The sequence below is a fragment of the Sulfitobacter sp. L-8 genome, assembly GCF_056859255.1.
The window spans coordinates 1-24,075 of record NZ_JBSXOD010000033.1; the positions used below are offsets into that span (position 1 = coordinate 1).

Annotated in this window: 19 protein-coding genes and 2 pseudogenes; 12 read left to right on the top strand and 9 right to left on the bottom strand. The window is 60.0% G+C overall.

Annotated features, from left to right (window positions below):
* Window positions 1-165: 165 nt before the first annotated feature.
* The 4 genes from AC13DE_RS03415 to AC13DE_RS03430 form a co-directional block, all read right to left on the bottom strand.
* The gene (locus AC13DE_RS03415; protein WP_111772969.1) at window positions 166-1,215 is read right to left on the bottom strand and encodes a helix-turn-helix domain-containing protein; all 1,050 of its coding nucleotides are present in this window, start codon (window positions 1,213-1,215) and stop codon (window positions 166-168) included.
* Between the two features lie 155 nt (window positions 1,216-1,370).
* Window positions 1,371-2,441, bottom strand: a complete 1,071-nt coding sequence (repB, locus tag AC13DE_RS03420) for a plasmid partitioning protein RepB (protein WP_111773032.1) — start codon at window positions 2,439-2,441, stop codon at window positions 1,371-1,373.
* Window positions 2,441-3,628 carry a plasmid partitioning protein RepA gene (gene repA, locus AC13DE_RS03425; RefSeq protein ID WP_037239335.1) on the bottom strand — a complete coding sequence of 396 codons (1,188 nt, stop codon included), beginning with the start codon at window positions 3,626-3,628 and terminating at the stop codon, window positions 2,441-2,443. The genes repB and repA overlap by 1 nt, the downstream gene beginning before the upstream one ends.
* Window positions 3,629-3,910: 282 nt before the next feature.
* Window positions 3,911-4,792 carry a recombinase family protein gene (locus AC13DE_RS03430; RefSeq protein WP_483047072.1) on the bottom strand — a complete coding sequence of 294 codons (882 nt, stop codon included), beginning with the start codon at window positions 4,790-4,792 and terminating at the stop codon, window positions 3,911-3,913.
* 226 nt (window positions 4,793-5,018) lie between these two features.
* On the opposite strand from AC13DE_RS03430, the pseudogene AC13DE_RS03435 reads away from it, so the two are divergent.
* Window positions 5,019-6,085: pseudogene (locus tag AC13DE_RS03435) on the top strand (hypothetical protein).
* 85 nt (window positions 6,086-6,170) lie between these two features.
* On the opposite strand, the gene AC13DE_RS03440 reads toward AC13DE_RS03435, so the two are convergent.
* Window positions 6,171-7,655, bottom strand: a complete 1,485-nt coding sequence (locus AC13DE_RS03440; protein ID WP_202118105.1) for a C-terminal helicase domain-containing protein — start codon at window positions 7,653-7,655, stop codon at window positions 6,171-6,173.
* Window positions 7,656-7,781: 126 nt separating this feature from the next.
* A protein-coding gene (locus tag AC13DE_RS03445; protein ID WP_137796056.1) for an IS5 family transposase occupies window positions 7,782-8,539 on the bottom strand; the annotation gives its coding sequence in 2 pieces (ribosomal slippage) (window positions 7,782-8,215 and window positions 8,215-8,539; 759 coding nt in all).
* 318 nt (window positions 8,540-8,857) lie between these two features.
* Here AC13DE_RS03445 and AC13DE_RS03450 point away from each other — a divergent pair.
* Window positions 8,858-9,403 carry a HutD/Ves family protein gene (locus tag AC13DE_RS03450; RefSeq protein ID WP_025054163.1) on the top strand — a complete coding sequence of 182 codons (546 nt, stop codon included), beginning with the start codon at window positions 8,858-8,860 and terminating at the stop codon, window positions 9,401-9,403.
* Here the strand turns inward: AC13DE_RS03450 and AC13DE_RS03455 are convergent.
* Entirely contained in the window at window positions 9,400-10,758 is a 1,359-nt protein-coding gene (locus AC13DE_RS03455; RefSeq protein ID WP_137796054.1) for a formimidoylglutamate deiminase, read from the bottom strand. The genes AC13DE_RS03450 and AC13DE_RS03455 overlap by 4 nt on opposite strands.
* Window positions 10,759-10,851: 93 nt before the next feature.
* Here AC13DE_RS03455 and hutI point away from each other — a divergent pair, with 93 nt between their 5' ends.
* The 4 genes from hutI to hutU are packed head-to-tail and all read left to right on the top strand — an operon-like array spanning window position 10,852 to window position 16,059.
* Entirely contained in the window at window positions 10,852-12,063 is a 1,212-nt protein-coding gene (hutI, locus tag AC13DE_RS03460; protein WP_137796053.1) for an imidazolonepropionase, read from the top strand.
* On the top strand, window positions 12,060-13,598 hold the full coding sequence (gene hutH, locus AC13DE_RS03465; RefSeq protein WP_137796052.1) for a histidine ammonia-lyase: 1,539 nt from the start codon (window positions 12,060-12,062) through the stop codon (window positions 13,596-13,598). The genes hutI and hutH overlap by 4 nt, the downstream gene beginning before the upstream one ends.
* Window positions 13,595-14,395 (top strand): N-formylglutamate deformylase, encoded by an 801-nt coding sequence (hutG, locus tag AC13DE_RS03470; RefSeq protein ID WP_137796051.1) that lies wholly within the window; start codon window positions 13,595-13,597, stop codon window positions 14,393-14,395. The genes hutH and hutG overlap by 4 nt, the downstream gene beginning before the upstream one ends.
* Entirely contained in the window at window positions 14,392-16,059 is a 1,668-nt protein-coding gene (gene hutU, locus AC13DE_RS03475) for a urocanate hydratase (RefSeq protein WP_085869944.1), read from the top strand. The genes hutG and hutU overlap by 4 nt, the downstream gene beginning before the upstream one ends.
* Before the next feature lie 78 nt (window positions 16,060-16,137).
* On the opposite strand, the gene AC13DE_RS03480 is transcribed toward hutU, so the two are convergent.
* Together AC13DE_RS03480 and AC13DE_RS03485 are read right to left on the bottom strand one after the other, a co-directional pair.
* Entirely contained in the window at window positions 16,138-16,827 is a 690-nt protein-coding gene (locus AC13DE_RS03480; RefSeq protein ID WP_137796050.1) for a GntR family transcriptional regulator, read from the bottom strand.
* 91 nt (window positions 16,828-16,918) lie between these two features.
* Window positions 16,919-17,812 carry a LysR family transcriptional regulator gene (locus tag AC13DE_RS03485; RefSeq protein WP_106268964.1) on the bottom strand — a complete coding sequence of 298 codons (894 nt, stop codon included), beginning with the start codon at window positions 17,810-17,812 and terminating at the stop codon, window positions 16,919-16,921.
* Between the two features lie 80 nt (window positions 17,813-17,892).
* Here AC13DE_RS03485 and AC13DE_RS03490 point away from each other — a divergent pair, with 80 nt between their 5' ends.
* The 6 genes and pseudogenes from AC13DE_RS03490 to AC13DE_RS03515 all read left to right on the top strand — a co-directional run.
* Window positions 17,893-19,071: a CaiB/BaiF CoA transferase family protein gene (locus AC13DE_RS03490; RefSeq protein ID WP_106268961.1), complete on the top strand. Its 1,179-nt coding sequence runs from the start codon at window positions 17,893-17,895 to the stop codon at window positions 19,069-19,071.
* Window positions 19,068-20,207 carry an acyl-CoA dehydrogenase family protein gene (locus AC13DE_RS03495; RefSeq protein WP_106268958.1) on the top strand — a complete coding sequence of 380 codons (1,140 nt, stop codon included), beginning with the start codon at window positions 19,068-19,070 and terminating at the stop codon, window positions 20,205-20,207. Before AC13DE_RS03490 ends, AC13DE_RS03495 begins: the two co-directional genes overlap by 4 nt.
* A 126-nt stretch (window positions 20,208-20,333) precedes the next feature.
* Entirely contained in the window at window positions 20,334-21,419 is a 1,086-nt protein-coding gene (locus tag AC13DE_RS03500; protein WP_106268956.1) for a TRAP transporter substrate-binding protein, read from the top strand.
* A gap of 65 nt (window positions 21,420-21,484) precedes the next feature.
* Window positions 21,485-21,979 (top strand): TRAP transporter small permease subunit, encoded by a 495-nt coding sequence (locus AC13DE_RS03505; protein WP_025054174.1) that lies wholly within the window; start codon window positions 21,485-21,487, stop codon window positions 21,977-21,979.
* The gene (locus AC13DE_RS03510) at window positions 21,979-23,529 is read left to right on the top strand and encodes a TRAP transporter large permease subunit (RefSeq protein ID WP_202118104.1); all 1,551 of its coding nucleotides are present in this window, start codon (window positions 21,979-21,981) and stop codon (window positions 23,527-23,529) included. The genes AC13DE_RS03505 and AC13DE_RS03510 overlap by 1 nt, the downstream gene beginning before the upstream one ends.
* A 314-nt stretch (window positions 23,530-23,843) precedes the next feature.
* Window positions 23,844-24,075, top strand: a pseudogene (locus AC13DE_RS03515) (IS30 family transposase); the annotation flags it as partial.

Sequence of the window (24,075 nt, forward strand, 5' to 3'; positions counted from 1 at the left end):
CGACGGGCGCCGGAAGCCACTCTCCCGATCTCACTTCCCGTCACCCTCAAACCAACACTCCTTTCCCTCTCGATGATCGTATGGTTGGAACTATCCGGGAAAATTTGCCGTAGCATCGAAGACTAAGCTCAATCACGAGCTGGTTGAGTGACCGTGATAAGACCATCACATCCCTTGCCTCATCATTGCGTCTAGGTAGGCGTTGGTGTTCCTCACCTGTCCCGTGCTAGCCCTCAAAATTAATTCGTCGAGTGCAATAAGGAGCTGCCCTGGACCTCTTTCTCTAAGGTGTCTCATGATCCTGCCTTGTTCTATTCTCAGCAATTTCCCGACATCAGCCAACATGTTCAAAACGGATTGATGATCTCTTGGTTCATTGGGGAAGAAGTCCGATACGTTTTTCAGGTCCGTCCAAGCCATAGTTGTTGGATCTCGGTGTTCGCTAAAACCAGAGCTGCTGTGAGCATCTGTAGTATCCTTTTTTATATTCAATCTTGTGGGTTCTACGTGCCGGACATTTTGTCCGTCGTCGCCGGACAATAGGTCGGGCATCGTTTCCTGAGCTTCAGGGTTTCCGGCCGGAAACCCTCTGATGGTCGCTCCGGCCAACTCTGCCAACTTCTTGATAAGTTCTATGATTTCGTCGGCTTTGAGAGTTGCACGGCGTAGGATGTTGCGCACGTTGTGGAGAAATGTGAATGTCTCATCATCGTTTGCTTGGCGCAAAGCTTCGACACGAAGAGCCAGCGCCTCCGCCCTGAGTGATCGTAGCTCTTCCTGATCGCCGACAAGCTGTTTTGCGTGTTCTGTGAGCTCACTTTCCCGATCAAACATTGGCTGTAGATCGAAGCCAAAGGCATCTTTGATCACTCCACCGTAGCGAAGAGGGAACCGTTTGCGGGTTGCGCTATCCCTGCGTTGGATCAAATTGGCGTCCACGAGGCGCCCGATACACCGTCGGATCGTTCTCTCGTTCAGACCGTTCGTTCTCTCAGACAATGATGCGTTTGAGGGAAAGACGATAGTCATTGGAGCTGTTTGTCCGGCCTTCTTCGGCATGAAGCTGATCAAGGCCTGCAGTGTTACCAGGTCATTTGGTGTCAGACCGAGTTCTTTGCGAAGCGCTCGGATCGGCTCGATGACCCTGTACGGGTTCGTGCCGGGTACAGAAGATCGTTCCGCCAAGGCGGGTGTGTGAGAAAATACCTGTCTCATGATGATGTCGGCTGAAAAAGCTTCCCCGTTCACCGCGAACGGTGTTGAAAACGATTCGGCTTCGGGGTATCAATCAGGTGTCTAAGCTAATCGAGGCCCTTCGGAAGCACTGCTTTCGGGGGGTCTTTCCTTTTCTGGCCTGTCCTCCTTTCTGCTCAGTTTTCGTTATCGTCTATGTCAGGACCATCAAGACCCTGATCCCTGCCGGAGACTGGGTTACCTGTTGGTTCCATTTTCTCTGGGGTAATGATTTGCCCCGGACCGGCGGCCTTCGCGTTCGCTAACGCGAGAAGAGCGGCCTCTGGATTCTCAGAGATCCACTTATGAAGCCCGTCATCCCCGTTCTTGACGGTGATGATCACGTTTCTTTTGGTGACCTTCACCATCCCGAGTTTTGTCTGGATTGCGGATGGGGCAGAGGGCTTGTGCTGTTTCAGGAGCCCTTCGAAGACCGCAAAGCGTTCGTCGGAGGTCTTGCCTGAACCTTTGGATTCCATGACAGCATCATGGAATTCTCGGTTTCCGGCCGGAAACCCTTCATCTCCAGAAAAGCCAAGGCTCTCATAAGACTTTGCGGCAGCATACCAACGATCCCGTCCAACCCCGGGTGCCGCCCCGATCTTTTGGATTAGTTCAGTCGGAATACAGGAAGTGACTTGTTTCATGCGAGCAAGTCCCGTGAGCTTGTCACCGGCTTTCCTGGCTTTCTGATCGATGTTGAGGGCGTCACAGACCAGCCCCTCATCCTTGCCGGACTCTATGAGAGAACGTGCAAACAGGGCTTTCTCGATCCAGCTGAGGTCTTTTCGGAAGCTATTCTCTTGGCCTTGTGCAAGAATCGCTTGATCCTCATCCAAGCCTCTGATGAGAGCCTTTGCGGGCTTGCCGATAAGTCGAAGGGCCGCTAATCGCCTGCGCCCATAGATAATCCTGTATCGCCCCCCTTCGGGGCTCAGAAGTATCGGGATAAGCTGTCCCTGCTTGTCAATGCTTTCAGCCAGTTCCCTGATGTCATCTTCGTCATCCAGGGCCAGACGATCCTGGAACTCGGAATCATCAATAAGGTCGGTACTGATTTCTTGAATTGAAGATTGTGCCGCATCTTGAAGAGAACGGGCCATTCCCGAAAGGGCAGGGGCCCGTGACTGGGTTCGAGTCGGAGAAATCGACGAGTTCTCCTGCTTTTCCTCATCCTCGGGAATGTCGAATGTGACTTTGCGGGCCATTACTTGCGCCCCCATGCCGTTTTGATGAGCCCTTCGACCTCCGCCACAACTCCGTTGATCGACTCGATAGCCCGATCGTACGTCTGGCGATGAAAATCCGTTCTGGCGATCTCGAACAGTGTCTGTTGCGTGAGCCCAGCGTCAGAGACTGCGGAGGATTTCAGGAAAGGCTGTGTAAGAACGTCATCCGTGAACATGGTCCTCAGGAATGCCGCCATCTGGGTTTGGGGGCCGTCATTGGGCTCGAAACGAGTGATTAGAAATCTCATGAAGTCCCAGTCGGGCGATGCGCCCACATCAGCAATTGTTGCCATGAGGCTGGATGTGAGCTGCAGAAATTGGGCCATCGAGGCGACGTCAAGCATGCTTGGAATGACAGTGACGACTAGGGATGTCGATGCTACCAAAGCTGATAGCGTGGTAAACCCGAGTTGCGGTGGGCAGTCGATGACGACAATGTCGTAGTCTGTCTCGACTTCATTAATGCAAAGGGCAAGCCGCTGATAGAACGGCGGCCTGATATTGTTTCGAAGGGCGTGTGCGGTTTCGGTCTCGAACTCAGAGAGCAGCAATCCGGCCGCGGCTAGATCGAGGTTGTGGAAATACGTTTTGCGCACAACGTCTCTAAAGGGGATAGGGTCCTCGTACCGTAGGGCATCGTACACCGTTCCGGCTTCAGGGAAGTCGATTTCCGGCCGGAAACCGAACATGGTGGTCATTGAGGCTTGCGGGTCGAGATCGATTGCCAGAACTCGATAACCGTCAAGGGCGAGCTTTTGGGCCAAATGGATCGCCGTTGTCGTCTTTCCGGCGCCCCCTTTGAAGTTGGCGATCGAAATGATCTGTATATGCTCCCCTTCCCGACGACGAGGAACGATATGCTGGAACTTGGTGCTTGACCGGGCAATTTCGTGGCGCGCTATGTCGATCTGCTCTGCAGTGTAGAACCTGCGGCCGCGGGCATCCGTCTCGATGTCACCGAGATCGAGTTTGTCCTCGAAGAACATCTTCCGCAGAAAATCCTGGCTTACCCCGAGGATCTGAGCAACCTCCGTGGATGAGAAGCGTCTGAGAGCCTTTCGTTCATCAGGTAGGAACGACTTGCGCATATTCACATCAAGCGATTTGCTTAGACGTGTCGCCATCGTTTGGATCTTTTGATCCATTCTGATCCGCTGCTCGTTCATGCCCGTCCCGCCGCCCGTCTTCCGGGTCTATCTTGAGAAGGAACGCAAAACCGCCGGAAACTGATGGTTAGCGTTCTTCCGCAAAAATGTCAGGAAAGCGTTTGACAGGCAAGGATTTTTTCAAATGGTGGGCTGGTACCCGATGAAATCATTTATTTACAATGACTTATCTTATTTCTCGGATCCAGCGCGTCAAGTGATTGTGTCGCTGTCATCTCTTAAACGCAAGATGTACCCGATTCACATAGGCGGTTTTGCTTCCAAAGAACGAATCTGAGTCTCTTAAATCATTCCCAGATTCTCGGCTCGCTCCAACAGCATCTTGACCGATGATGGCTGCCATCTTGTTCTGCCACGAGGCGTGCGTTCGCGCATAGATTCCAGCCGTTCACAGATCGCTTGAAGCGTGATGTCGGGGTCCGCGCCCTTGATGGCGGCGACGATGGCGGGCAGGCGGTCGTCCGTTTCGCGGCGCCCGGCGCGGGCCAGCACCTCGGTAGGCAGGAAGCCGTCGCGAACGTAGGCCTTCACAGCGCGCAAGAGACGGCTTTGGGTCCAGCGACGCGCCTCGGGCAATGGGCCGTTGATGATGCGCACCACGTCTTCCCAGGCCAAGTCGGGTCGCAACCGGCGCACATGGGGCACCCAATCTTGTGCCGTCTCGTTCAAACGCTCCATGTAGCCGTCCTGTCGCGCCAGCCGCACTTTGCGAAGAGCGGCAGGGTCTTTGGCACGCAGCCCAGGGTTCCCGCCCACGCGGCCCTTTGTGCGCGCGCTGGCGAGGCCGGCCTTGGTGCGTTCCCGGATCAGGGCGCGTTCGAACTCGGCCGCAGCCCCCAGCACTTGCAACGTGAACTTGCCCTGCGGGGATCCGGTGTCGATGGGGTCCTGAATGGAACGAAAGAACGCGCCCTTGGCCTCCAGCCGCTCGATCACCTCCAGCAGATGCGACAGGGATCGCGCGAGGCGGTCAATCCGCACGACCACCAGCGTGTCGCTCTTGCCGATGCGCTCCAACACCCGCGCCAGCACCGGCCGCGCACGATTGCCGCCCGAGGCCTGTTCTTCATGGATCTCGGCGCAGCCCGCGGATTTCAGGGCCTGCGACTGGGGCAGGGGGGTTTGATCCTCGGTTGAAACGCGCGCGTAGCCTATCAATGGCATCAAAACAGTCTTTTTGCAGTTTTATGTATCGCTACTAAACGACCGTTTGTAAACGAATGCAAGTGAGTGTTCTCTCGTCGTGCTGGCGTACAATGCCTTGGTTTCCTTGCGCTGAGCGCGATCTGAGAGGTTCCGCCGGCAGTCGCGTGCGCGTACTATATAAAGGGCGCAGGCAGCGGCCACAAAAATGCTTTGGTAATGTGCAAAAGATCATTATTTTGCACATATGAAGACTCAAGCCTCTACTTTGAATGATGATTACGACAACCCCCTCATCACCAATGAGGAGGATCAAGAGGCTCACGAAGACGATCTCTGGTTCCTGCCTGGGCCACTCGAAGAAGAACCGGATGATTTGCCTCCCGGACCGCGTGCGGAACCGTCCGACACCGCTGTCGTCCATGACTGGGCAAAGGCAGAGGGGCTTCACGCTGCGCGGCTGGCACGCGTGGCTGGACGCCTGGGTGCTCTGGATGACAGGCTGCTGCGTGGCCCGGAAGGCTGGCGACATCGCCTCGCTCTTATCGAGGCAGCGGACCTTAGCTGGTTCGCAGGGGATCGGGTGAGTTCTGATCGTCTGGCGCTTTGGATGTCGATGCGGCTATCGGGGTCACAGGATGACCCAAATGCCTTGACACGGATTGGATGGGCTGTTCGGCGCCTGACAGGCGGTCCCGGGCCAGAGATAGACCTAGCAGCCTTTCTGGATCGCCGTGATCCCAAGAACATCGAAGGCAGTGCCGAGCGTTTCGAAGATCGCGCGGGCGGATGGCTGGACGTAATGGCAGCCGCGGCCGAGCTCCACCCGATCACGCGTGCTTGCATGGGCTTTCATCTTTGGGGCCTGGCGGGCCTCGGACAACACGGTGACCGAGTGGAAGCAGCTGTCACTGCTGCGCGGATCGCGGCCAGTGAGTGCAGGGGAGCGGCATTCGCGCCTGTGGCCATGGGCGGAGCAGGGGGGCTGCGTGCCGGCGGCCCACCCACTGACCGTCTGATACGGTGGCTAGACGGGATGGAGGCGGGATTCCTGACAGCGATGCGGCACCTCGACGATATCGAAACGTGGGCGACGCGGGCGGAAGACGAGATTAGCGCGCTCTCGGGCCGCACGCCCCCGTCCTTGTGCACGGCACTGACCGAATGGCCACTTGTCTCCGCACCGATGGCCGAGACCCTGACCGCGCAAGCCGTGCCGCCGTTCAGCGCAACCTCAACTGGATGGAAAAGCGAGGCTTAATCCGAGAAGTTACGGGGGAAGGGCGGTACCGGATGTGGCGTGCAGCGAGCTGAACGCTCTGTGTGAAGCGCCTGCATGAGGGAACAGGTTTGCCTTCCTATCCTCCCGGTGTGCAAACGCACTTTTCGGCGTGCCGCGTCAGCCTGGCTTTAGCGATATCTGAAGCTCCGATAGTTCTTGGACAAATTCGTCCATACCCAAGAAGAGGCTGATCAACTCATCTTGGCGCGGCTGGCCAAAGGCCAGCCGGTAAGTGGCCAAAGATTTGATAAGATCCTTGTAGCGCTCCGTCTCGCGGCTGAATGGCGGGATGAGGACGATCCGCTCAATCTTGTGGTTACCTGGGTAGACCCAGTACGGAATGATGTCTCCCGGGCGACCGTTTGATAGCTCACAATCTTGTGCGGCCTCAAACATGGAGACCCATAGTGATTGACTGGTCCGCGCTATAAGCGGAGTTGCGGAAAAAGCAGTGGCTACATTGCGCCGAACTGCATGGTTCTTGTAACGGTGGACCCGACCTTCACGCTGCTCAATATCAACAGGATTCCGAGGGAGATTCCAGTGCACAATCCGAGAGCAGTAGGGATGAAAATCCAATCCTTCCTGTCCAATTGATGTGGAAGCGAGAACAAACGGCCTGAACGGCGACTTGAAAGCCGCCTGGACTGCGGATGTTCGGCGCACCCCCTTTTCTTCCTCAGCTTTTGTTGCAAAACGCATGGCGAAACGGGCACGCACTTCGAAGGTCTGTTCATACAGACGCCCCGCTTTTGTCGACCAGTGGTCCAATGTGATCTGTGCAGGGCGCAAGGCGACCACAGCAATAACGCTTGAAGCGATGACCTTCGCACGATCCTTCGGAGCTAATTTTTCGGCGCGTTCGGTTTCCAGGACGAGTTGAAGATATTCGTCCAGAACCGCAGGAAGGTCGCTTTGCGCGGCGTGCTTAATGATGTCGCGCCAATAATTTAGAGGCGAGGTTTCGGCCAGCAATGCGCGGGTTTCAGGCTGATTATATAGGCTCCGAAAACCGAGTGCGATCCCGATTGATGCGCTGATCAATTCCGGGTCGTCTACGGCGAGCTCCGGGCAAAGTCGCGAAAGAGCTCGAAGTGCACATATCGCAGGCGAGCCAAGCGCAAGGCTGGCTAGCTTTTCGACAACTGTGTCAGGGTCGATTTCACCCTGACGCCCATCAGCTTGGAGTGCCTCTCGAAGTGTGGCGATGGTTCGAGCCATTGCTCCATGTTCATCGTGACCATCATGGTCAACGACTCCGACTCTGGACCATCCCACTTCGTGCCCGAGCGTTCTGTCAAGTGCGAGCGCGAGGACGCGGTCGTTCGATTGAGCGAGTTCTGCGATTGCATCCACCGCAAGCTGCTCACGCAGAGCCATGCAGGCCTGAGCGTGCAAAATCTCAAAGCTTTCAGCTCGGCCGAACCGCCGCTCCAACACGAGAGGATCAACAAGTGCCGCCAACGAGGGCGACGGGTAGAGCATCGGCATAAGTTCATCGACACCAATTGGCCTACTAGTCCTGCTGACAAGGTCCGGCGACATACCCATGCGCCGGCTCGCCTCGTGCGAAAGCAAAGCAGCGATCGCATCTGGCACCATCGACCAATCTGAGAATACCAACGCCTTGGTACCGGACTTTGGCATGCCGAATGAGGGGCGCGACGGCGGGATCCAAAGCGATCGATCAAGCGCCTCATTGAACGCTAGATCCGCTAGGGTCAGGATTCATAACCAGTAGATTACGAGAGCAGCGAGAGCGATGGCAGAGAGGAAGACTTTTGGGCAGCGGTCATAGCGTGTCGCCACCCGCTGCCAGTCCTTGAGCCTGCCGAACATGATCTCGATGCGGTTGCGCCGCTTGTATCGGCGCTTGTCGTACTTGACCGGTGTCTTGCGTTTCTTCCGGCCAGGGATACAGGCGCGTATCCCCTTGTCCTGCAACGCTTCTCTGAACCAGTCAGCATCATAGCCGCGATCCCCGAGCAGCCATTTGACGTTTGGCAGGCCGCTCAGCAGGGCCCGTGCGCCGATGTAATCGCTTACCTGTCCGGCGGTAACGAACAGGTCGATCGGTCGCCCCTGACTGTCACAGATCGCGTGCAGCTTGGTGTTCATGCCGCCTTTGGTCCGACCAATCAGGCGACCACGCCCCCCTTTTTGGCGGCCATGCTGGTCGCCGTTCGGTGAGCCTTGAGGTATGTCGCGTCGATCATCACGGTCATCTGCTCGCCGTGTCCCGCCGCCAGCCCAGCCATCATCTTGGCGAAGATGCCCTTTTCACTCCAACGCTTCCAGCGGCTGTATAGCGTCTTGTGGGGTCCGTAGACTTCGGGCGCGTCGCGCCAGCGCAAGCCATTGCGGTTGATGAAGATAATCCCGCTCAAGACCCGTCTGTCATCGACCCTTGGCTTGCCGTGAGACTTCGGGAAGAAAGGTGCCAGCTTGGCCATCTGCTCGTCGGTCAGCCAGAAAATATCACTCATGTCGCCGCTCCTTTTCGGAGCCGTGAATCACGCAGTGCGACCGAAATCAATGCATCCTGACCCTAGATGATCAGAAACGCAAAGGCTGACGTCGCCAATCGTTTGCCGGCTTAACGTCGATGGTATTGGCCTCCAGTCAATGGCTGTGTCTTTCTTGCATCCAACCGATATTTCCCTGAAGCTTGCAGACGGATTGGGATTCGCTTGGTGAGGATCAAGAGCGTCCTCAATAGTAAAATGGGACTCGTCGTGAAGTGGTTCTGTCGGCGTGAGAGTATTAAAAATGAGGCGCTTAAGCGAGTTTTGCGTAGAGAGATCATGATTTTTCGGCAATGCGACTTGGTGGAAACACCTTGGAAAAACGGTGGCGGGATCACACGCAATATCGCCAAAGAACAGGATAAAACGGGCACTTTGTGGCGGCTGAGCATGGCGGATGTGGATGGCGACGGGGCTTTTTCCATCTTTCCGGGCCTGACGCGTATCCTGACGGTCATTCAGGGCGATGGCATGGTGCTGCATGGGCCGGATGGCGATCTGCAGGCGGGTTATGCGCAGCCCGTGCGGTTCGACGGAGGGGCACCCGTCACGGCCACGCTGACCCAAGGCCCGATCCGTGATTTCAACCTGATGTTCGACACCGCGCGGTGCGAAGGCGATGCGCAGACCCTGCGCGATGCTGGCACGTATAAGGTCGGGCAAGCCGGGCAGACCTGTGTGCTGCATGTGATCGCGGGCACCGCGTCGGTGGAAGGCAAGGCTTTGGACGTGGGCGACACGGCGATCCGCACCGACGCGCCGTTGCGTTTCGATCTGGCGCAGGATGCGGTCGCACTGACCATCACCCTGCGCCCTAAAGACTAAAGCGAGGCGAGCAGGTCCGCGACCGCACTGCGATACCGCGCGACCACCGCGTCGCGCGCGATGTGCCGCCCGCCAGTCACATTGTGCCGCCCGGCAGACCACAGGTCAGTGATGACGGTGTCTTTCGCCGCGAAACACAGACCGTCAAGGATCTGGTCAGGTTTCAGGGCGCACAATGTGGGGTCAGTGCTGTCGATGGCGACCAAATCTGCCAAACGCCCCGGCGCAATCTCGCCCGCGTCGCGGCCCAAAGCCTGCGCGCCGCCGCGGGCCGCACCTGTGTAAAGCGTTGCCCCGACCGAGCCTTCGCGGACTACCATCACGTTGCGTGCCACGTCGCGCAGACGTTGGGAATATTCCAGCGTGCGCAGTTCTTCAGTCAGCGAGATATTGACGTTGCTGTCCGACCCGACGCCGAACGCGCCGCCAGCCTCAAGGAAGGTGGGGCCGTTGAAGGGGCCATCGCCAAGGTTCGCTTCTGTAATGGGGCACAGGCCCGCGACCGCGCCGGAGGCTGCCATCGCGCGGGTCTCGCCCTCGGTCATGTGGGTGGCGTGGATCAGGCACCAGCCCGCGTCGACGGGGGCATTGGCCAAAAGCCACTCGACAGGACGTGCGCCCAGCCAATTCTGGATGTCCTCGACTTCCTTGGGCTGTTCCGAGATGTGGATATGCACCGGCCCGCCCTGATGATCCGCCAGCGCACGGGCCAGATCGTCGGGGGATGTGGCGCGCAACGAATGCGGCGCGATGCCCACGCGGGCGTCATCGGGCAGGGCGGAAAGCCCCGCACGCGCCCCTTGCACCAGATCGGCAAAGCGGTCGACATCATTGCCAAAGCGCATCTGCCCTTCGGCCAGCGCCACCTTGCCCGCCCCGCCATAGGTATACAGCACCGGCAGATGGGTCAGCCCGATGCCGGTCTCGCCCGCCGCCGCCATCACCCGCAGCGACAATTCGGCCAGCGCATCATAGGGCGCGCCGCCGCGCTGGTGGTGGACATAGTGAAACTCGCCCACGCTGGCATACCCGGCCTCCTGCATTTCGACGAAAACAAGCGCGGCGATGGCCTCGATCTGCTCCGGGGTCAGGCGGTCCATGAAGCGATACATCAGCTTGCGCCATGTCCAGAAACTGTCGCGCCCGGCCTTGCGCAGCTCGGTCATGCCCGCCATCGCGCGCTGGAACGTGTGCGAGTGCAGGTTGCCCAAGGCGGGCAGCAGCGTATCAACGCGCATGTCCCCCGTCTGGGCAGCCGTATTGGGCGCGATCTGATCAATGCGGCCATCTTTAAGGGTGATGCGGACATCCTGCGCCCAACCGGACGCGAGCAAGGCCTGACGGGCGTGGATCATGGTTTTTATCCTGTGTATTTCATTTTATGTATAGACATATTGCACATAAAATTATACCAGAAAAGGCGAAACTTCGCGAAAAGGACCGATCTTATGACGGCGATGCTCCAGCTTTTGACCGATCTGCACGTAGCAACCATGGCGCATGGCGATGCGCCCTATGGGATGATCCGCGACGCAGCGATCGCCATTCAGGATGGCAAAATCGCTTGGGTCGGGCCTCAGACAGACGTGCCAGCAGATTTTGCCGGACTGGATCAACGGTCGCTGGGCGGGCGCGTGGTGACACCCGGCCTGATCGACTGTCACACCCATATCGTGCATGGCGGCGACCGCGCGGTCGAATTCGAAATGCGCCTGAACGGGGCCAGCTATGAAGAAGTCGCGCGCGCCGGGGGTGGCATCGTGTCGACCGTCACGGCCACCCGCGCGGCCAGCGAGGACGAGTTGCTGGCGCAGGCCTTGCGCCGCGTTGACGTGCTGATCGCCGAAGGCGTGACGACCATCGAAATCAAATCGGGCTATGGTCTGGACACGGAGACCGAGCTTCGGATGCTGCGTGTCGCACGGATGATTGCCGACCAGCGCCCCATCCGCGTCAAGACCACCTTCCTTGGCGCCCACGCCACGCCCGCCGAATATGCCGGTCGTGACGATGACTATATTGACGAGGTCTGCATCCCCGCCCTGCGCGCCGCCCACGCCGAAGGGCTGGTGGATGCGGTGGACGGGTTCTGCGAAGGCATCGCCTTTCAGCCCGCCCAGATCGCCCGCGCGTTTGACGTGGCCCGCTACCTTGGCCTGCCGGTGAAACTGCACGCCGAACAACTGTCCAATCTGGGCGGCGCGAAATTGGCGGCAAGCTATGGCGCGTTGTCGGCGGACCATATCGAGTATCTGGACGAACCCGGCGTGCGCGCGATGGCGGACGCTGGCACCGTGGCCGTGATCCTGCCCGGTGCGTTCTACACCCTGCGTGAAACCCAGCAGCCCCCGCTTGATCTTCTGCGCAAGCATGGGGTGCCGATTGCGCTCGCGACGGATTTGAATCCCGGCACCTCTCCGCTGAACTCGATCCTGCTGACGATGAACATGGGCTGCACCCTGTTTCGCATGACACCAGAAGAAGCGCTGCGCGGCGTCACGCAACACGCCGCCGCCGCGCTGGGGCTGACGGATCTGGGCACGATTGCGCCCGGTCAGGTGGCTGATCTAGCCGTTTGGGACATCGCCGAACCGGCAGAACTGTCTTATCGCATCGGCTTCAATCCGTTGGCGTTTCGTATCACCGGAGAAATCGCATGACCACACTGACCCTGACACCCGGCGCCAGCACTCTGGCCGATCTGGAAATGATCTGGCGCGACGGGCTTGCCGTGCGCCTTGATCCGGCTTGCCATGACGGCATCCGTGCGGCGCAGGCACAGATTGCTGACGCGGCAAATGGGACGGACGCGGTTTACGGCGTGAACACCGGCTTTGGCAAACTGGCCTCGGTCAAGATTGACCCGTCCGACACTGCCACCCTGCAACGCAACCTGATCCTGTCCCATTGCTGCGGCGTGGGCGAGGCGATCCCCGAACCCCACGCCCGCCTGATGATGGCGCTGAAACTGCTGTCGCTGGGGCGCGGTGCGTCCGGCGTGCGGATGGAGCTGGTCGAACTGCTGGAAGGGATGCTGGCGCAGGGCGTCACGCCGGTGATCCCGGTGCAGGGATCGGTCGGCGCGTCCGGCGATCTGGCCCCGCTGGCGCATATGGCAGCGGCAATGATCGGCCACGGCGAAGCGACGTTCGAAGGCAAGGTTCTGCCGGGGGCCGAGGCGTTGCGCCGCGCAGGCCTGACCCCCATCGTGCTGGGCGCGAAAGAGGGGCTGGCCCTGATCAACGGCACGCAATTCACCACCGCCTATGCCCTGATCGGCCTTTTTGGCGCGTGGCGGGCGATGTGCTCGGCTTTGGTCACATCGGCCATGTCCACGGACGCGATCATGGGATCGACCGCGCCGTTGCAACCCGAAATTCACAGCTTACGCGGCCATGCAGGCCAGATCGAAGCCGCCGCGACCATGCGCGCGCTTCTGGATGGCTCGGTCATTCGCGAAAGCCACCGCGAAGGCGATACGCGCGTGCAAGACCCCTATTGCATCCGCTGCCAGCCGCAGGTGACGGGGGCTGCGATGGACATGCTGCGCATGGCGGCGCGCACGTTAGAGATCGAGGCGAACGCCGCCACCGATAACCCGCTGGTGCTGAGCGAAGCCGGGCTGATTGTCTCGGGCGGGAACTTCCACGCCGAACCCGTGGGCTTTGCCGCTGACATGATCGCGCTGGCAATTGCCGAGATCGGCGCGATTGCGCAGCGCCGGATTGCCCTGATCGTGGATCCGGTGCTCAGCCACGATCTGCCGCCGTTCCTGACGCCCAATCCGGGGCTGAACTCGGGCTATATGATTGCCGAAGTGACCACCGCCGCGTTGATGAGCGAAAACAAGCATCTGGCCAACCCCTGCGTGACGGATTCAACGCCCACCTCGGCCAATCAGGAAGATCACGTCAGCATGGCCGCCCACGGCGCGGTGCGCCTGTCGCGCATGGTCGCCAATCTGGAACGTATCCTTGGCGTCGAGCTTCTGTGCGCCGCGCAGGGTGTCGAATTCCGCGCCCCGCTGGAGACAAGTGCGCCGCTGGCATCCGTGATCGCCGCCGTGCGCGAACAGGTCGAAACGCTGGGCGACGACCGTTACCTTGCGCCTGACTTGGAAAAAGCGGCAGCGCTGATCGCATCCAACGCGATTGTGGCCGCCACAAACACCCACATGCCGGAGCTTCACCCATGACCCCCGTTGAAATCCACCGGGGCGACAGCCCCATCGTGCTGGGCCTGCCCCATACTGGCACACACGTGCCCGCCGACATCAAGGCGCGGCTGAACGCGCGGGGGCAGGGGCTGGACGACACGGATTGGCACATCCACACGCTTTATGACGGGCTGCTGCCCGGCGCGACCACGGTCCGCGCAACCTTCCATCGTTACGTGATCGACGCCAACCGCGACCCATCGGGCGTATCGCTCTATCCCGGTCAGAACACCACCGGGCTGGTGCCGCTGACCGATTTCGACGGGCAGGATATCTGGAACACACCCCCCACCAAGGATGAGGTCGAGGCCCGTCGCCAAGCCTTCCATGCGCCCTATCACGAAGCCCTTGAGGCCGAGCTTGAGCGGGTGCGTGACCTGCACGGGGTTGCGATCCTGTATGATTGCCACTCGATCCGGTCGCACATCCCGTTTCTGTTCGACGGCACGCTCCCCGATTTCAACATTGGCACCAATCTGGGCACCACTTGCGCCCCAGAGATCGAAGCCGCTGTTCAGAACCTGTGCGAGATGGCAGAGGGCTATTCCAGCGTCACCAACGGCCGCTTCAAGGGCGGCTGGACAACGCGCCATTACGGACGACCGGCGGACGGGCTGCACGCAATTCAGATGGAGCTGGCACAAAGCACCTATCTGAAGGACGAGGCTGCGCCCTGGACCTATGACACCGAAAAATCCGCGCGGCTGCGCGGGTATTTGAAAACCATTCTGACAACTCTGGCCGATCTGGCACCTGATCTGAAAGGAACATCATGAGCGATCCGCGCAAGAACACCCGCGACATCTATCCCGCAACCGGCACCGAAATGACGGCCAAGCACTGGACCACCGAAGCGCCCCTGCGGATGTTGATGAACAACCTGCACCCCGACGTGGCCGAAAACCCGCATGAGCTGGTTGTGTATGGCGGCATTGGGCGCGCCGCGCGCACATGGGACGATTTCGACAAGATCGTCGCCACCTTGCGGGACCTGGAAGAAGACCAGACCCTTCTGGTGCAATCAGGCAAGCCTGTCGGGGTGTTCCCGACGCACAAGGATGCGCCGCGCGTTCTGATCGCCAACTCAAACCTCGTGCCGCATTGGGCGACGTGGGATCATTTTAACGAGCTGGATAAGAAGGGTCTGGCGATGTATGGCCAGATGACAGCGGGTTCCTGGATCTATATCGGCTCGCAAGGTATCGTGCAGGGCACCTATGAGACCTTTGTCGAAGCGGGGCGTCAGCATTACGGTGGCGACCTGAAGGGCAAGTGGATCCTGACCGGCGGTCTGGGTGGCATGGGCGGGGCGCAACCGCTGGCGGCTGTGATGGCCGGGGCCTGCTGTCTGGCGGTCGAATGCAACCCCGACAGCATCGACTTCCGCCTCCGCACCCGCTACGTGGACGAAAAGACCGACAGTCTGGACGAGGCGCTTGCGATGATCGAACGCTGGACCGCTGCCGGTGAGGCCAAATCGGTCGCGCTTCTGGGCAACGCCGCCGATGTGTATCCCGAGTTGATCAAGCGCGGCATCCGCCCTGATATCGTCACCGACCAGACCAGTGCCCATGATCCCGTAAACGGCTATCTGCCGCAGGGTTGGACGATGGCCCAATGGCGCGAAAAGCGCGAAAGCGACCCAAAAGCTGTTGAAAAGGCCGCGCGTGCCTCGATGATGGTGCAGGTCAAGGCGATGGTTGATTTCCATGCCGCCGGTATTCCGACCGTCGATTACGGCAACAACATCCGCCAGATGGCGCTGGAAGAGGGGCTGGACAATGCATTCGACTTCCCCGGCTTCGTGCCCGCCTATATCCGCCCGCTGTTCTGCCGTGGCATCGGTCCGTTCCGTTGGGCGGCCCTGTCGGGCGACCCGGAAGACATCTACAAGACCGACGCCAAGGTGAAGGAAATCCTGGCCGAGGACAGCCACCTGCACAACTGGCTGGATATGGCGCGCGAGCGGATCGCGTTTCAGGGGCTGCCCGCGCGGATTTGCTGGGTCGGTCTGGGCGTGCGTCACAAGCTGGGCCTGGCGTTCAACGAAATGGTGCGCAATGGCGAATTGAAAGCCCCGATCGTAATCGGACGCGACCATCTGGACTCAGGCTCAGTCGCATCGCCCAATCGCGAAACCGAGGCGATGCTGGATGGCTCGGATGCGGTGTCGGACTGGCCGCTACTGAACGCGCTGCTCAATACCGCATCTGGCGCAACCTGGGTTTCACTGCACCATGGTGGCGGCGTCGGCATGGGTTTCAGTCAACACTCGGGCATGGTGATCTGCTGTGACGGCACTGAAGATGCAGACCGCCGGATCGAGCGTGTCTTGTGGAACGACCCGGCCACGGGCGTCATGCGCCACGCCGATGCGGGCTATGACGACGCCAAAGACTGCGCCCGCGAGAATGGTTTGAACCTGCCGGCAATCCTTTGATTCAGGGCGTTTACCCATCTTGGGGCAAGTAACCAATGGCCTGTGCGGAGCACTCCGCGCAGGCTTTTTCACGCTCGGTCAGTATTGCATCGTCAGACGGTGGCCGCGGCGATAGGTCAATTGCACAAAAGTGATCGTCTGCCCCTCAAGCCACGTCATGCGCTCGGCCTGGAACAGGGCATCGCCTTCGGTGCAGTCGAGATAATCCGCGATAGTGGCGTCGGCTTGAACGGCGTGAAAGCTGATCTGCGCCTCGGTAAACGGCACGGTCGACACCAGCCATTCGTTGGGACCGATATCCGAGAAATCATGCTGTTCAGCCTCGGGCAAAGCGTCTAGATTGATCCAGCGATCCTCGTGCTGATACGGCGCGCCATCGGCATAGTGCATGCAGGTCAGATGCAACACCCGGTCGTCACGCTTCAACGCCATACGCGCGCGCAGCCAGTTCGGGGCGGGTTCGGCCTGACCGTGCACCAACGCATAGCGATAGGCCGCGCCCAGTTCCTCGATCTCTTGCCCGACGATCGGAATGTTCAGCCGCACCTGCCGGATCGGGTTCAGCCTGACCCGCGTGCCAGCTTTGCGGCGGCGTTCGATGATGCCGTCATCCGCCAATTCGCGCATTGCCCGATTGACAGTCGCCCGCGCGCAGCCATAGCTTGCGGCCAGATCAACCTCGTTCGGCATCGAGCTGCCGGGGGCAAGTTCGCCTTGTGTGATCTGGCGCAGGATATCGGCTTTCACCTCGCGATAGGTTATGGACATGCTGTGCCTTTCGACCGTGCGGTTCCGGGTGATCCCGGCGGATTTTCTCAAAAGATATAGACATAAGGCGTAAAAGGCCAGACATAGCGTGTCAGGGGTTGAAGGCGCTTGCCACATGATCCTGAAACGCGGCCACCAATGGCGCGGTATGCGGATGTGGCGCACGGGCCAGCGCGATGCGATGCGGCACAAGCGGGTCTGACAGTTCCAGCCGCGTGACGGGTTGACCGTCGCAGGCCGTATCCTGCGCAATATCGGTGGCAACCAGCCCCACACCCATGTGATTGGCAACCATCGCCCGCAACATCTCGACCGAGCTTGTTTCATGTGCGATGCGCGGCCGGATGCCGTTCATCTGCGCCAGCGTCAGGAAGTAATTTCGGCTGTGCGGCAGGTTCATCAGGATCAGCGGATCGGTCAGCAAATCCGCCATCGCAACCGTCCCGCGCCCCGCCAAAGGGTGCGCCCGCGCAACCAGCCCATAGGGCCGCACATCGGCCAGCGGTGTGATCTTAAGCGACGACGGCAGGCCGAAATCATAGATCAATGCGAGGTCGATGCGCCCGTTTTCCAGCCAGCGCGTCAGGCGGTCCAGATCGCCTTCGTGCAGTGCGATCCGGGCGTCGGGCGCGACTTTCTGAAAGCTGCCCACCAAGGCGGGCGCATAGCGTGGGCCAAGGGTGGAAAAGACGCCAAGGTTCAGCACCTCGGCCCCGCTGTCTTTGTGATCCAGCACCGATTGCGCCTGTGCGCGCAGGCTGCGCAAGGCGCCCAGTTTGCGCAGCCCGAACGCGGTGGGGGCAATGCCTTGGCCTGCGCTGCGGGCAAACAGCGGGCGGCCAAAGTGTTCCTCGACCTTGGCAATCGCCAGCGACACTGACGGTTGCGACACGTTCAACACCCGCGCGGCGGCGGCGGTGCTGCCGGTGTCCGCGGCGGTAATGACATAGTCGATCTGGCGAAGGCTCACGGGTATAGCTTGCATTTATCGCTCTATCAATAATCTGTATTTCTGCTTATATCATGACCGCGCCTATGCTCAACCGATCAAACCCGGAGGATCATATGCCCACTCAGCCCCCCAACAGCCAAACGCCCCAACCCCTCAGCGGGGTGCGCGTGCTTGATTTCACCCGCGTTCTGGCGGGTCCATACTGCACCGCAATGATGGCCGATCTGGGCGCGGATGTGATCAAGGTCGAAGCCGCCCACGGCGACGATTACCGCCATATCGGCCCGTTCAAGGACGGGGAAAGCCTATTGTTTCAGGCAATCAACCGGGGCAAGCGGTCAATTGCGCTGGACCTGAAATCGCCCGACGCGATTGCGACGGTCAAGGCGTTGCTGGCAGATTGCGACGTGCTGATCGAGAACTTCCGCCCCGGCGTGATGGAGAAGCTGGGGCTGAGCTATGACGCGCTGGCCAAGGATTTTCCCCATCTGGTTTACGTGTCCGTGTCCGGCTTCGGGCAGACCGGGCCAAACACCAAAAAACCCGCCTATGACATCATCGTGCAGGCGATGAGCGGGTTGATGGACGCCACCGGCGAACCCGACGGTGCACCGACGATGGTGGGCGAGGCTTTGGGCGACGTGGCCGGTGGCCTGTTCGCCGCTTGGGGCACAATGGTTGCCCTGTTTGACTGCAGCCGCACCGGGCTGGGGCGTCATGTGGATGTGGCGCTGTTTGACGGGTTGGTGTCGATGATGCCCATTCTGGCCTGCCGCACCCTGATGGGCGGCGAGACCCCGGTGCGCACCGGCAACCGCCACCCGCTGTCCGCGCCCTTTGGCACCTATCCGGCGGCGGACGGGCATTTCGCGTTGGCGGTTCTGAACGACCGGCTGTTTGCCACCTTCTGCGACGTGATCGGCCAGCCCGAACTGGTACAGGACGCGCGGTTTACCAGCGATCCTTTGCGCCGCGAGAACGAACCTGCGCTCGCCGAGTATATCGACCAGTGGGCGGGTTCCTTGCCGGTGGATCAGGTGGTGCACCACCTGTCAGCGGCAGGTATTCCGGCATCCTCCATTCAATCTGTGGCACAGGCTTGGGCGTCGCCTCAAGCAGTGGAGCGCGGGTTGGCGTCCACGGTCACGCATCCCGACTTGGGCGTTCTGAACGTCCCTGAACAGCCGGTGCATTTTAACGGCGCAGGGCGCGGCGGGCGCAAGCCGGCCCCGGCCCTGAATGCTGATGCAGGCGATATTCTGAATTTGTTGAACAAGGAGCCACGCGCATGACCACCTATCCCATGAGCGACGACGAACGCGCGCTGGTCGCGCAGATCGAACGGTTCTCGACCGAGGTTTTGGCCCCGAAAGCGGCGCAGATCGACGAAGAGGCGCTGTTCTCCACCCTCCATCTGGACGCGATGGCGGACATGGGCCTGTTGGGTCTGAACCTGCCGGAAGACCACGGCGGGATCGGCCTGTCCGGCCCCGCGCTGTATGCGGCGGTCGAGGCGATCGCGGGCGCCTGTGGGTCCACCGCATCCATGCTGACGGCGCATTTTCTGGCCACGGATTCGCTGCTTCTGGGGGCGGATGCCGATTTGCAGGCCCGCATTCTGCCCGATGCCGCGGCGGGCACGTCGTTGGGCGCGTTTGCCCTGACCGAACCGCAGGCCGGATCGAACCCCGCCGACATGCGCACGACGGCCAAGCGCGAAGGCGATGGATATCGGATCAAAGGGTCCAAGTGCTTTATCTCGAACGCGGGCGCGGCGGATTTCATGGTGGTCTACGCCAAGACCGACCCCGCCGCCGGTGCACGCGGTGTCAGCGCTTTTATTGTTGAACCGAAGAAAATCGACGGCGTGTCCGTCGCGCCCAATGAAAAAACGATGGGCCTGAAGGGCGGGCATGTGTTTGGCATCAGCTTTGATTGCTGGGTGCCGGACGAAAACCGTCTGGGCGACGAAGGCACGGGGTTCCGTACTGCAATGAAGGTTCTGGACAATGGCCGGATCGAAGTCGCTGCACAGGCCACCGGCATTGCCGACGCCGCGCTGAAGGCCGCGATTTCCTATGCCAAGGAACGGCAGGTCAGCGGCCATGCGATTGCGGACTTCCAAGGGCTGCAATGGATGCTGGCCGACAGTGCCACCGAACTGGCCGCCGCCCGCGCGCTGGCGATGCAGGCGGCGACCCTGCGCGGGACCGGCGTGCGCTATTCCAGCGAATCCGCCTTTGCCAAGCTGTATGCCAGCGAAGCCGCGTGGCGGATTGCCGACCGGGCGCTGCAAATTCACGGCGGCTATGGCTATACCCGCGATTTCCCGCTGGAACGCTACCTGCGCGATCTGCGGATTTTCCGCATCTATGAAGGGTCATCCGAGATCCAGCGCACAATCATTGCGCGAGGATTGCTGGCTTGACCGGGTTTTCTCGCCGTAATGATTGACTCTATTATGTATTTACATAATAGCTTTATGCACGGATTTGACCAAGGGATGGCTTCAGCCAACGCCAAGGTCGCAACTGCCTGATTGGAGGAGAGGCGCATGCAAAGACGGACATTTCTGACCACGGGTGCTATCGGCACCGCAGCAACGGCACTGGCAACCCCAGCCATCGCGCAGGACAAGCGCCAGTGGAAGATGGTCACCGCGTGGCCCAAGAACCTGCCTGGGCCGGGCGTGGCCGCACAACAACTGGCCGACCGGATCACGACCCTGTCGGGGGGCCGGATCGAGGTCAAACTTTTCCCTGCCGGAGAGCTTGTGCCCGGTCGCGGCGTCTTTGACGCGGTCAGCGAAGGCACCGCCGAGCTGTATCACGCTGTTCCCGCCTATTGGGGGTCGAAATCCAAGGGTATCCTGTTGTTCGGCTCGCAACCTTTTGGTCTGCGCGCGGACGAGCAAGTCGGCTGGATGGTGCATGGCGGCGGTCAGGCACTTTACGACGAAATGTATGGCCGGTTTGGCATCAAGCCTTTCCTGTGCGGCAACTCTGGCCCGCAATGGGGCGGTTGGTTCCGCAACGAAGTGAACTCGGCCGAAGACCTGAAAGGCATGAAGTTCCGCACCACGGGTCTGGCGTCCGAAATGGCGGCCAAAATGGGCATGGCGGCCGAGGCGATGAGCGGCCCGGACATGTTCCAGGCCCTGCAAACCGGCGCTTTGGACGCGGGCGAATTTATCGGCCCCTGGACCGACAGCGCGCTTGGCTATTACCAGGTCGCCAAGAACTATTACTGGCCCGGCGTGGGCGAGCCATCGTCGGCCGAGGAATGCGGCGTCAACGCAGACGTGTTCAACGACCTGCCCGACGACCTGAAACAGGTTGTGCAAGCGGCCTGTGACAGCCTGTATAATCAGGTCTGGACCGAATACACCACCAAGCACGCCCTGTCGTTGCAAGCGATGGTGGCCGAGCACGGCGTTCAGGTGAAAATGTTCCCCGAAGACGTCATCACCGGCATGGGCAAAGCCGCCGCCGAGGTCATCGACGATCTGCGCAATGACGATGACGAGCTGGTCAAACGGATCACCGAAAGCTTCGTGGCCTATCGTGCATCGGTCGGTAAATACATGGTCTATGCTGACAACGGTCAGATGAACGCACGTAATCTGGTCATGGGGTACTAAGACCTATCGAACAAGGGCGCAGCGATGGCTGCGCCCTTCGTGACCTTTCGCATCGGGGGCAGGTGATGGAGCAACTGGCAAACGCCTTGGACAAGGTAAACATCGGTGTCGCCCATGTGGTGCGCTGGCTGGCGCTGGCCATGATGCTGGTGCAGTTCACCATCGTTGTCGGGCGCTATGCGTTCGGCGTGAATTCCATCGCGTTGCAGGAAAGTGTTCTTTATATGCACGCCGCGCTGTTCATGCTGGCGGCGGGCTATACGCTGCTGGTCGACAAGCATGTGCGGGTGGACGTGTTCTATGCCAAGGCAACGCCAAAGACACGCCGCCGGATCGACATTTTCGGCCATCTGTTCCTGCTGATGCCGTCGATGATTGCACTGATTTACTGGTCGTGGCCGTCGGTGCGCAATTCATGGGCGATCCTTGAAGGCCCAATTTCCGTGGGCGGGATCGAGGCGGTGTTCCTGCTGAAATCCCTGATGCCCGCCTTTTGTGTCCTCGTGATGCTGCAATCCCTAGCCCTGTTGATCCGCCTTTTGGCCGTGAAAGAGACCTGATGATCGAATATCTCGACCTTATCATGTTCGCAGCCCTCATGGGTGCGATCCTTCTTGGGTTCCCTGTGTCGTTCAGCATCGCGGGGGTTGCCGTGATCTTTGCCTATCTGGGCTGGATGCTGGGGCAAATGGACATCACCCTGCTGGGCGCGTTGGGCCAACGGGTGTTTGGCGTTCTGACCAACCCCGTCTTGATCGCCATTCCGCTGTTCGTACTGATGGGCGCTTTGCTGGAAAAAAGCCGCATTGCGGAAGGGCTTTTGGACACGATGGGCCGGCTGTTCGGGCAGTTGCGCGGAGGCTTGGGCATTTCGGTCGTGCTGGTCGGCACGTTGCTGGCAGCGTCAACCGGCATTGTCGGGGCGACCGTGGTGGCGATGGGGATGATTGCCCTGCCCACCATGCTGCGCGCCGGATATGACGCGCGGGTCGCATCGGGCATCGTGTGCACGGCTGGCACGCTGGGGCAGATTATTCCGCCCTCGACCCTGCTGATCATTCTGGCGGACGTAATGTCCACCTCGTTCCAGCAGGCGCAGTACGAACAGGGCAAGTTTTCGGTCGAGGCGCTGTCGGTCGGCCAGTTTTTCGCCGCTGCTGTAATCCCCGGCTTGGTGCTGGTCTGCCTTTACCTGATCTATATCGTGGCGCGCGGATGGCTGCGCCCGCAGGACATGCCCCCTGCGCCCCTTGACATCGCCAAACCCGACTGGCGCGAGGTCGTCGGCGCGGTGATCCCGCCTGTCCTGCTGATCTTCGCCGTGCTGGGCACCATTCTGGGCGGCATCGCCACCCCGACCGAGGCCGCATCAGTCGGCGCTGTCGGTGCGCTGTTGATGACCGGCTATCGCATTGGCATCGCCCCACGCATCATCCTGCTGGGCACGGTTGCCCTGATCGCGCTGGGTATTCTGGCGGGTGCCTTTCCGGTGCGGTTTCAGCGTAGCGACCTGAGCTCGGGCGCATATGTGCTTGGCATTTTCTATGCCGGGCTTGCGGTGGTTGGCGGGCTGTCGGTACTGCTGGCCTTGCGCGCCGCACTGCAAAAGCAGGTGGTGCAAGAGGCGGTGAAATCGACCATGACCATGACCTCGATGATCTTTGCAACGATCATTGCCGCCGGGTTCTTCAGCCTTGTCTTTATCGGACTGGGCGGCGAGGAACGCGTGGCGGGCATTCTGGCCGAAATGCCGGGCGGGGCCAACGGCGCGCTGGTCTTTTGCATGATAGTGATTTTCATCATGGGCTTCTTTCTGGATTTCGTCGAAATCTCGGTGATTGTGCTGCCGCTGATCACGCCGTCGCTGATCTTACTGGGTCATGATCCGATCTGGCTGGGCGTATTAATTGCGATCAACCTGCAGACCTCGTTCCTGACGCCCCCCTTCGGCTTTTCGCTGTTCTATCTGCGCGGCGTGGCCCCGGATGAAATCTCGACCGGCCAGATATATGCAGGCGTGCTACCGTTCATCTGTCTGCAGATTGTGGGCATCACGTTGATATGGCTACTGCCGGATCTGGCGACATGGCTGCCAAAAGCACTTTTTTGAAGACGCAGGCGAGCTATTGAAGATAGCCTGAAATTGTAGGACGTCGCACGTCATGCAGAAGCACCCTTTGCACTGCGCCTGCCAGTGGCGACATACTAGGGGAGTATAAACTGCTCCCTTTTCGACCGTACAATCGGGCGTAACAATGGCGGCCTATGGATCACCCTAACTGGCCCTGTCACGCTTTTTTGCGGCGCCAAGTGCTCTTTTAGGCCATAGGGTAAATCGCAAGACGGATTAGAAACCTTGGTTAGTCAATCCGGGTCAGCCAAGCGACAATCTGAACCTATGTCTAGAGCGCCGAATGCTCTTAGGGCGTCATGAACGTCGCCTGTCTGGTGGAGCGGGCGACTTGATTTGTTATCCTGTGCCGCAATAAAGACCGAAGTTCAACGCACTTCATTCACTACTGATGGATGTCAGGGTGCCCCGGCCCCAGCGAGTTTGTAAATCCATCACCTTCGATCGTGGGTTTGAGTTTTGAACCTGGCGCAAGCTCAAGTCCGGCATCGGCACCTATAGCGGTTTGTGCGGCCCGCAAGCACC

Excerpts from the sequence above, each read along its gene's own strand:
- AC13DE_RS03495 (WP_106268958.1), top strand. The coding sequence starts at position 19,068 with ATGACCACCTATCCCATGAGCGACGACGAACGCGCGCTGGTCGCGCAG.
- hutG (WP_137796051.1), top strand. The coding sequence starts at position 13,595 with ATGACCCCCGTTGAAATCCACCGGGGCGACAGCCCCATCGTGCTGGGC.
- AC13DE_RS03440 (WP_202118105.1), bottom strand. The coding sequence starts at position 7,655 with ATGGTGCCAGATGCGATCGCTGCTTTGCTTTCGCACGAGGCGAGCCGG.
- repB (WP_111773032.1), bottom strand. The coding sequence starts at position 2,441 with ATGGCCCGCAAAGTCACATTCGACATTCCCGAGGATGAGGAAAAGCAG.
- AC13DE_RS03430 (WP_483047072.1), bottom strand. The coding sequence starts at position 4,792 with ATGCCATTGATAGGCTACGCGCGCGTTTCAACCGAGGATCAAACCCCC.
- AC13DE_RS03480 (WP_137796050.1), bottom strand. The coding sequence starts at position 16,827 with ATGTCCATAACCTATCGCGAGGTGAAAGCCGATATCCTGCGCCAGATC.
- AC13DE_RS03450 (WP_025054163.1), top strand. The coding sequence starts at position 8,858 with ATGATTTTTCGGCAATGCGACTTGGTGGAAACACCTTGGAAAAACGGT.
- hutI (WP_137796053.1), top strand. The coding sequence starts at position 10,852 with ATGACGGCGATGCTCCAGCTTTTGACCGATCTGCACGTAGCAACCATG.
- hutH (WP_137796052.1), top strand. The coding sequence starts at position 12,060 with ATGACCACACTGACCCTGACACCCGGCGCCAGCACTCTGGCCGATCTG.
- AC13DE_RS03510 (WP_202118104.1), top strand. The coding sequence starts at position 21,979 with ATGATCGAATATCTCGACCTTATCATGTTCGCAGCCCTCATGGGTGCG.
- AC13DE_RS03490 (WP_106268961.1), top strand. The coding sequence starts at position 17,893 with ATGCCCACTCAGCCCCCCAACAGCCAAACGCCCCAACCCCTCAGCGGG.
- hutU (WP_085869944.1), top strand. The coding sequence starts at position 14,392 with ATGAGCGATCCGCGCAAGAACACCCGCGACATCTATCCCGCAACCGGC.
- AC13DE_RS03500 (WP_106268956.1), top strand. The coding sequence starts at position 20,334 with ATGCAAAGACGGACATTTCTGACCACGGGTGCTATCGGCACCGCAGCA.
- AC13DE_RS03505 (WP_025054174.1), top strand. The coding sequence starts at position 21,485 with ATGGAGCAACTGGCAAACGCCTTGGACAAGGTAAACATCGGTGTCGCC.
- AC13DE_RS03415 (WP_111772969.1), bottom strand. The coding sequence starts at position 1,215 with ATGAGACAGGTATTTTCTCACACACCCGCCTTGGCGGAACGATCTTCT.
- repA (WP_037239335.1), bottom strand. The coding sequence starts at position 3,628 with ATGAACGAGCAGCGGATCAGAATGGATCAAAAGATCCAAACGATGGCG.
- AC13DE_RS03455 (WP_137796054.1), bottom strand. The coding sequence starts at position 10,758 with ATGATCCACGCCCGTCAGGCCTTGCTCGCGTCCGGTTGGGCGCAGGAT.
- AC13DE_RS03485 (WP_106268964.1), bottom strand. The coding sequence starts at position 17,812 with ATGCAAGCTATACCCGTGAGCCTTCGCCAGATCGACTATGTCATTACC.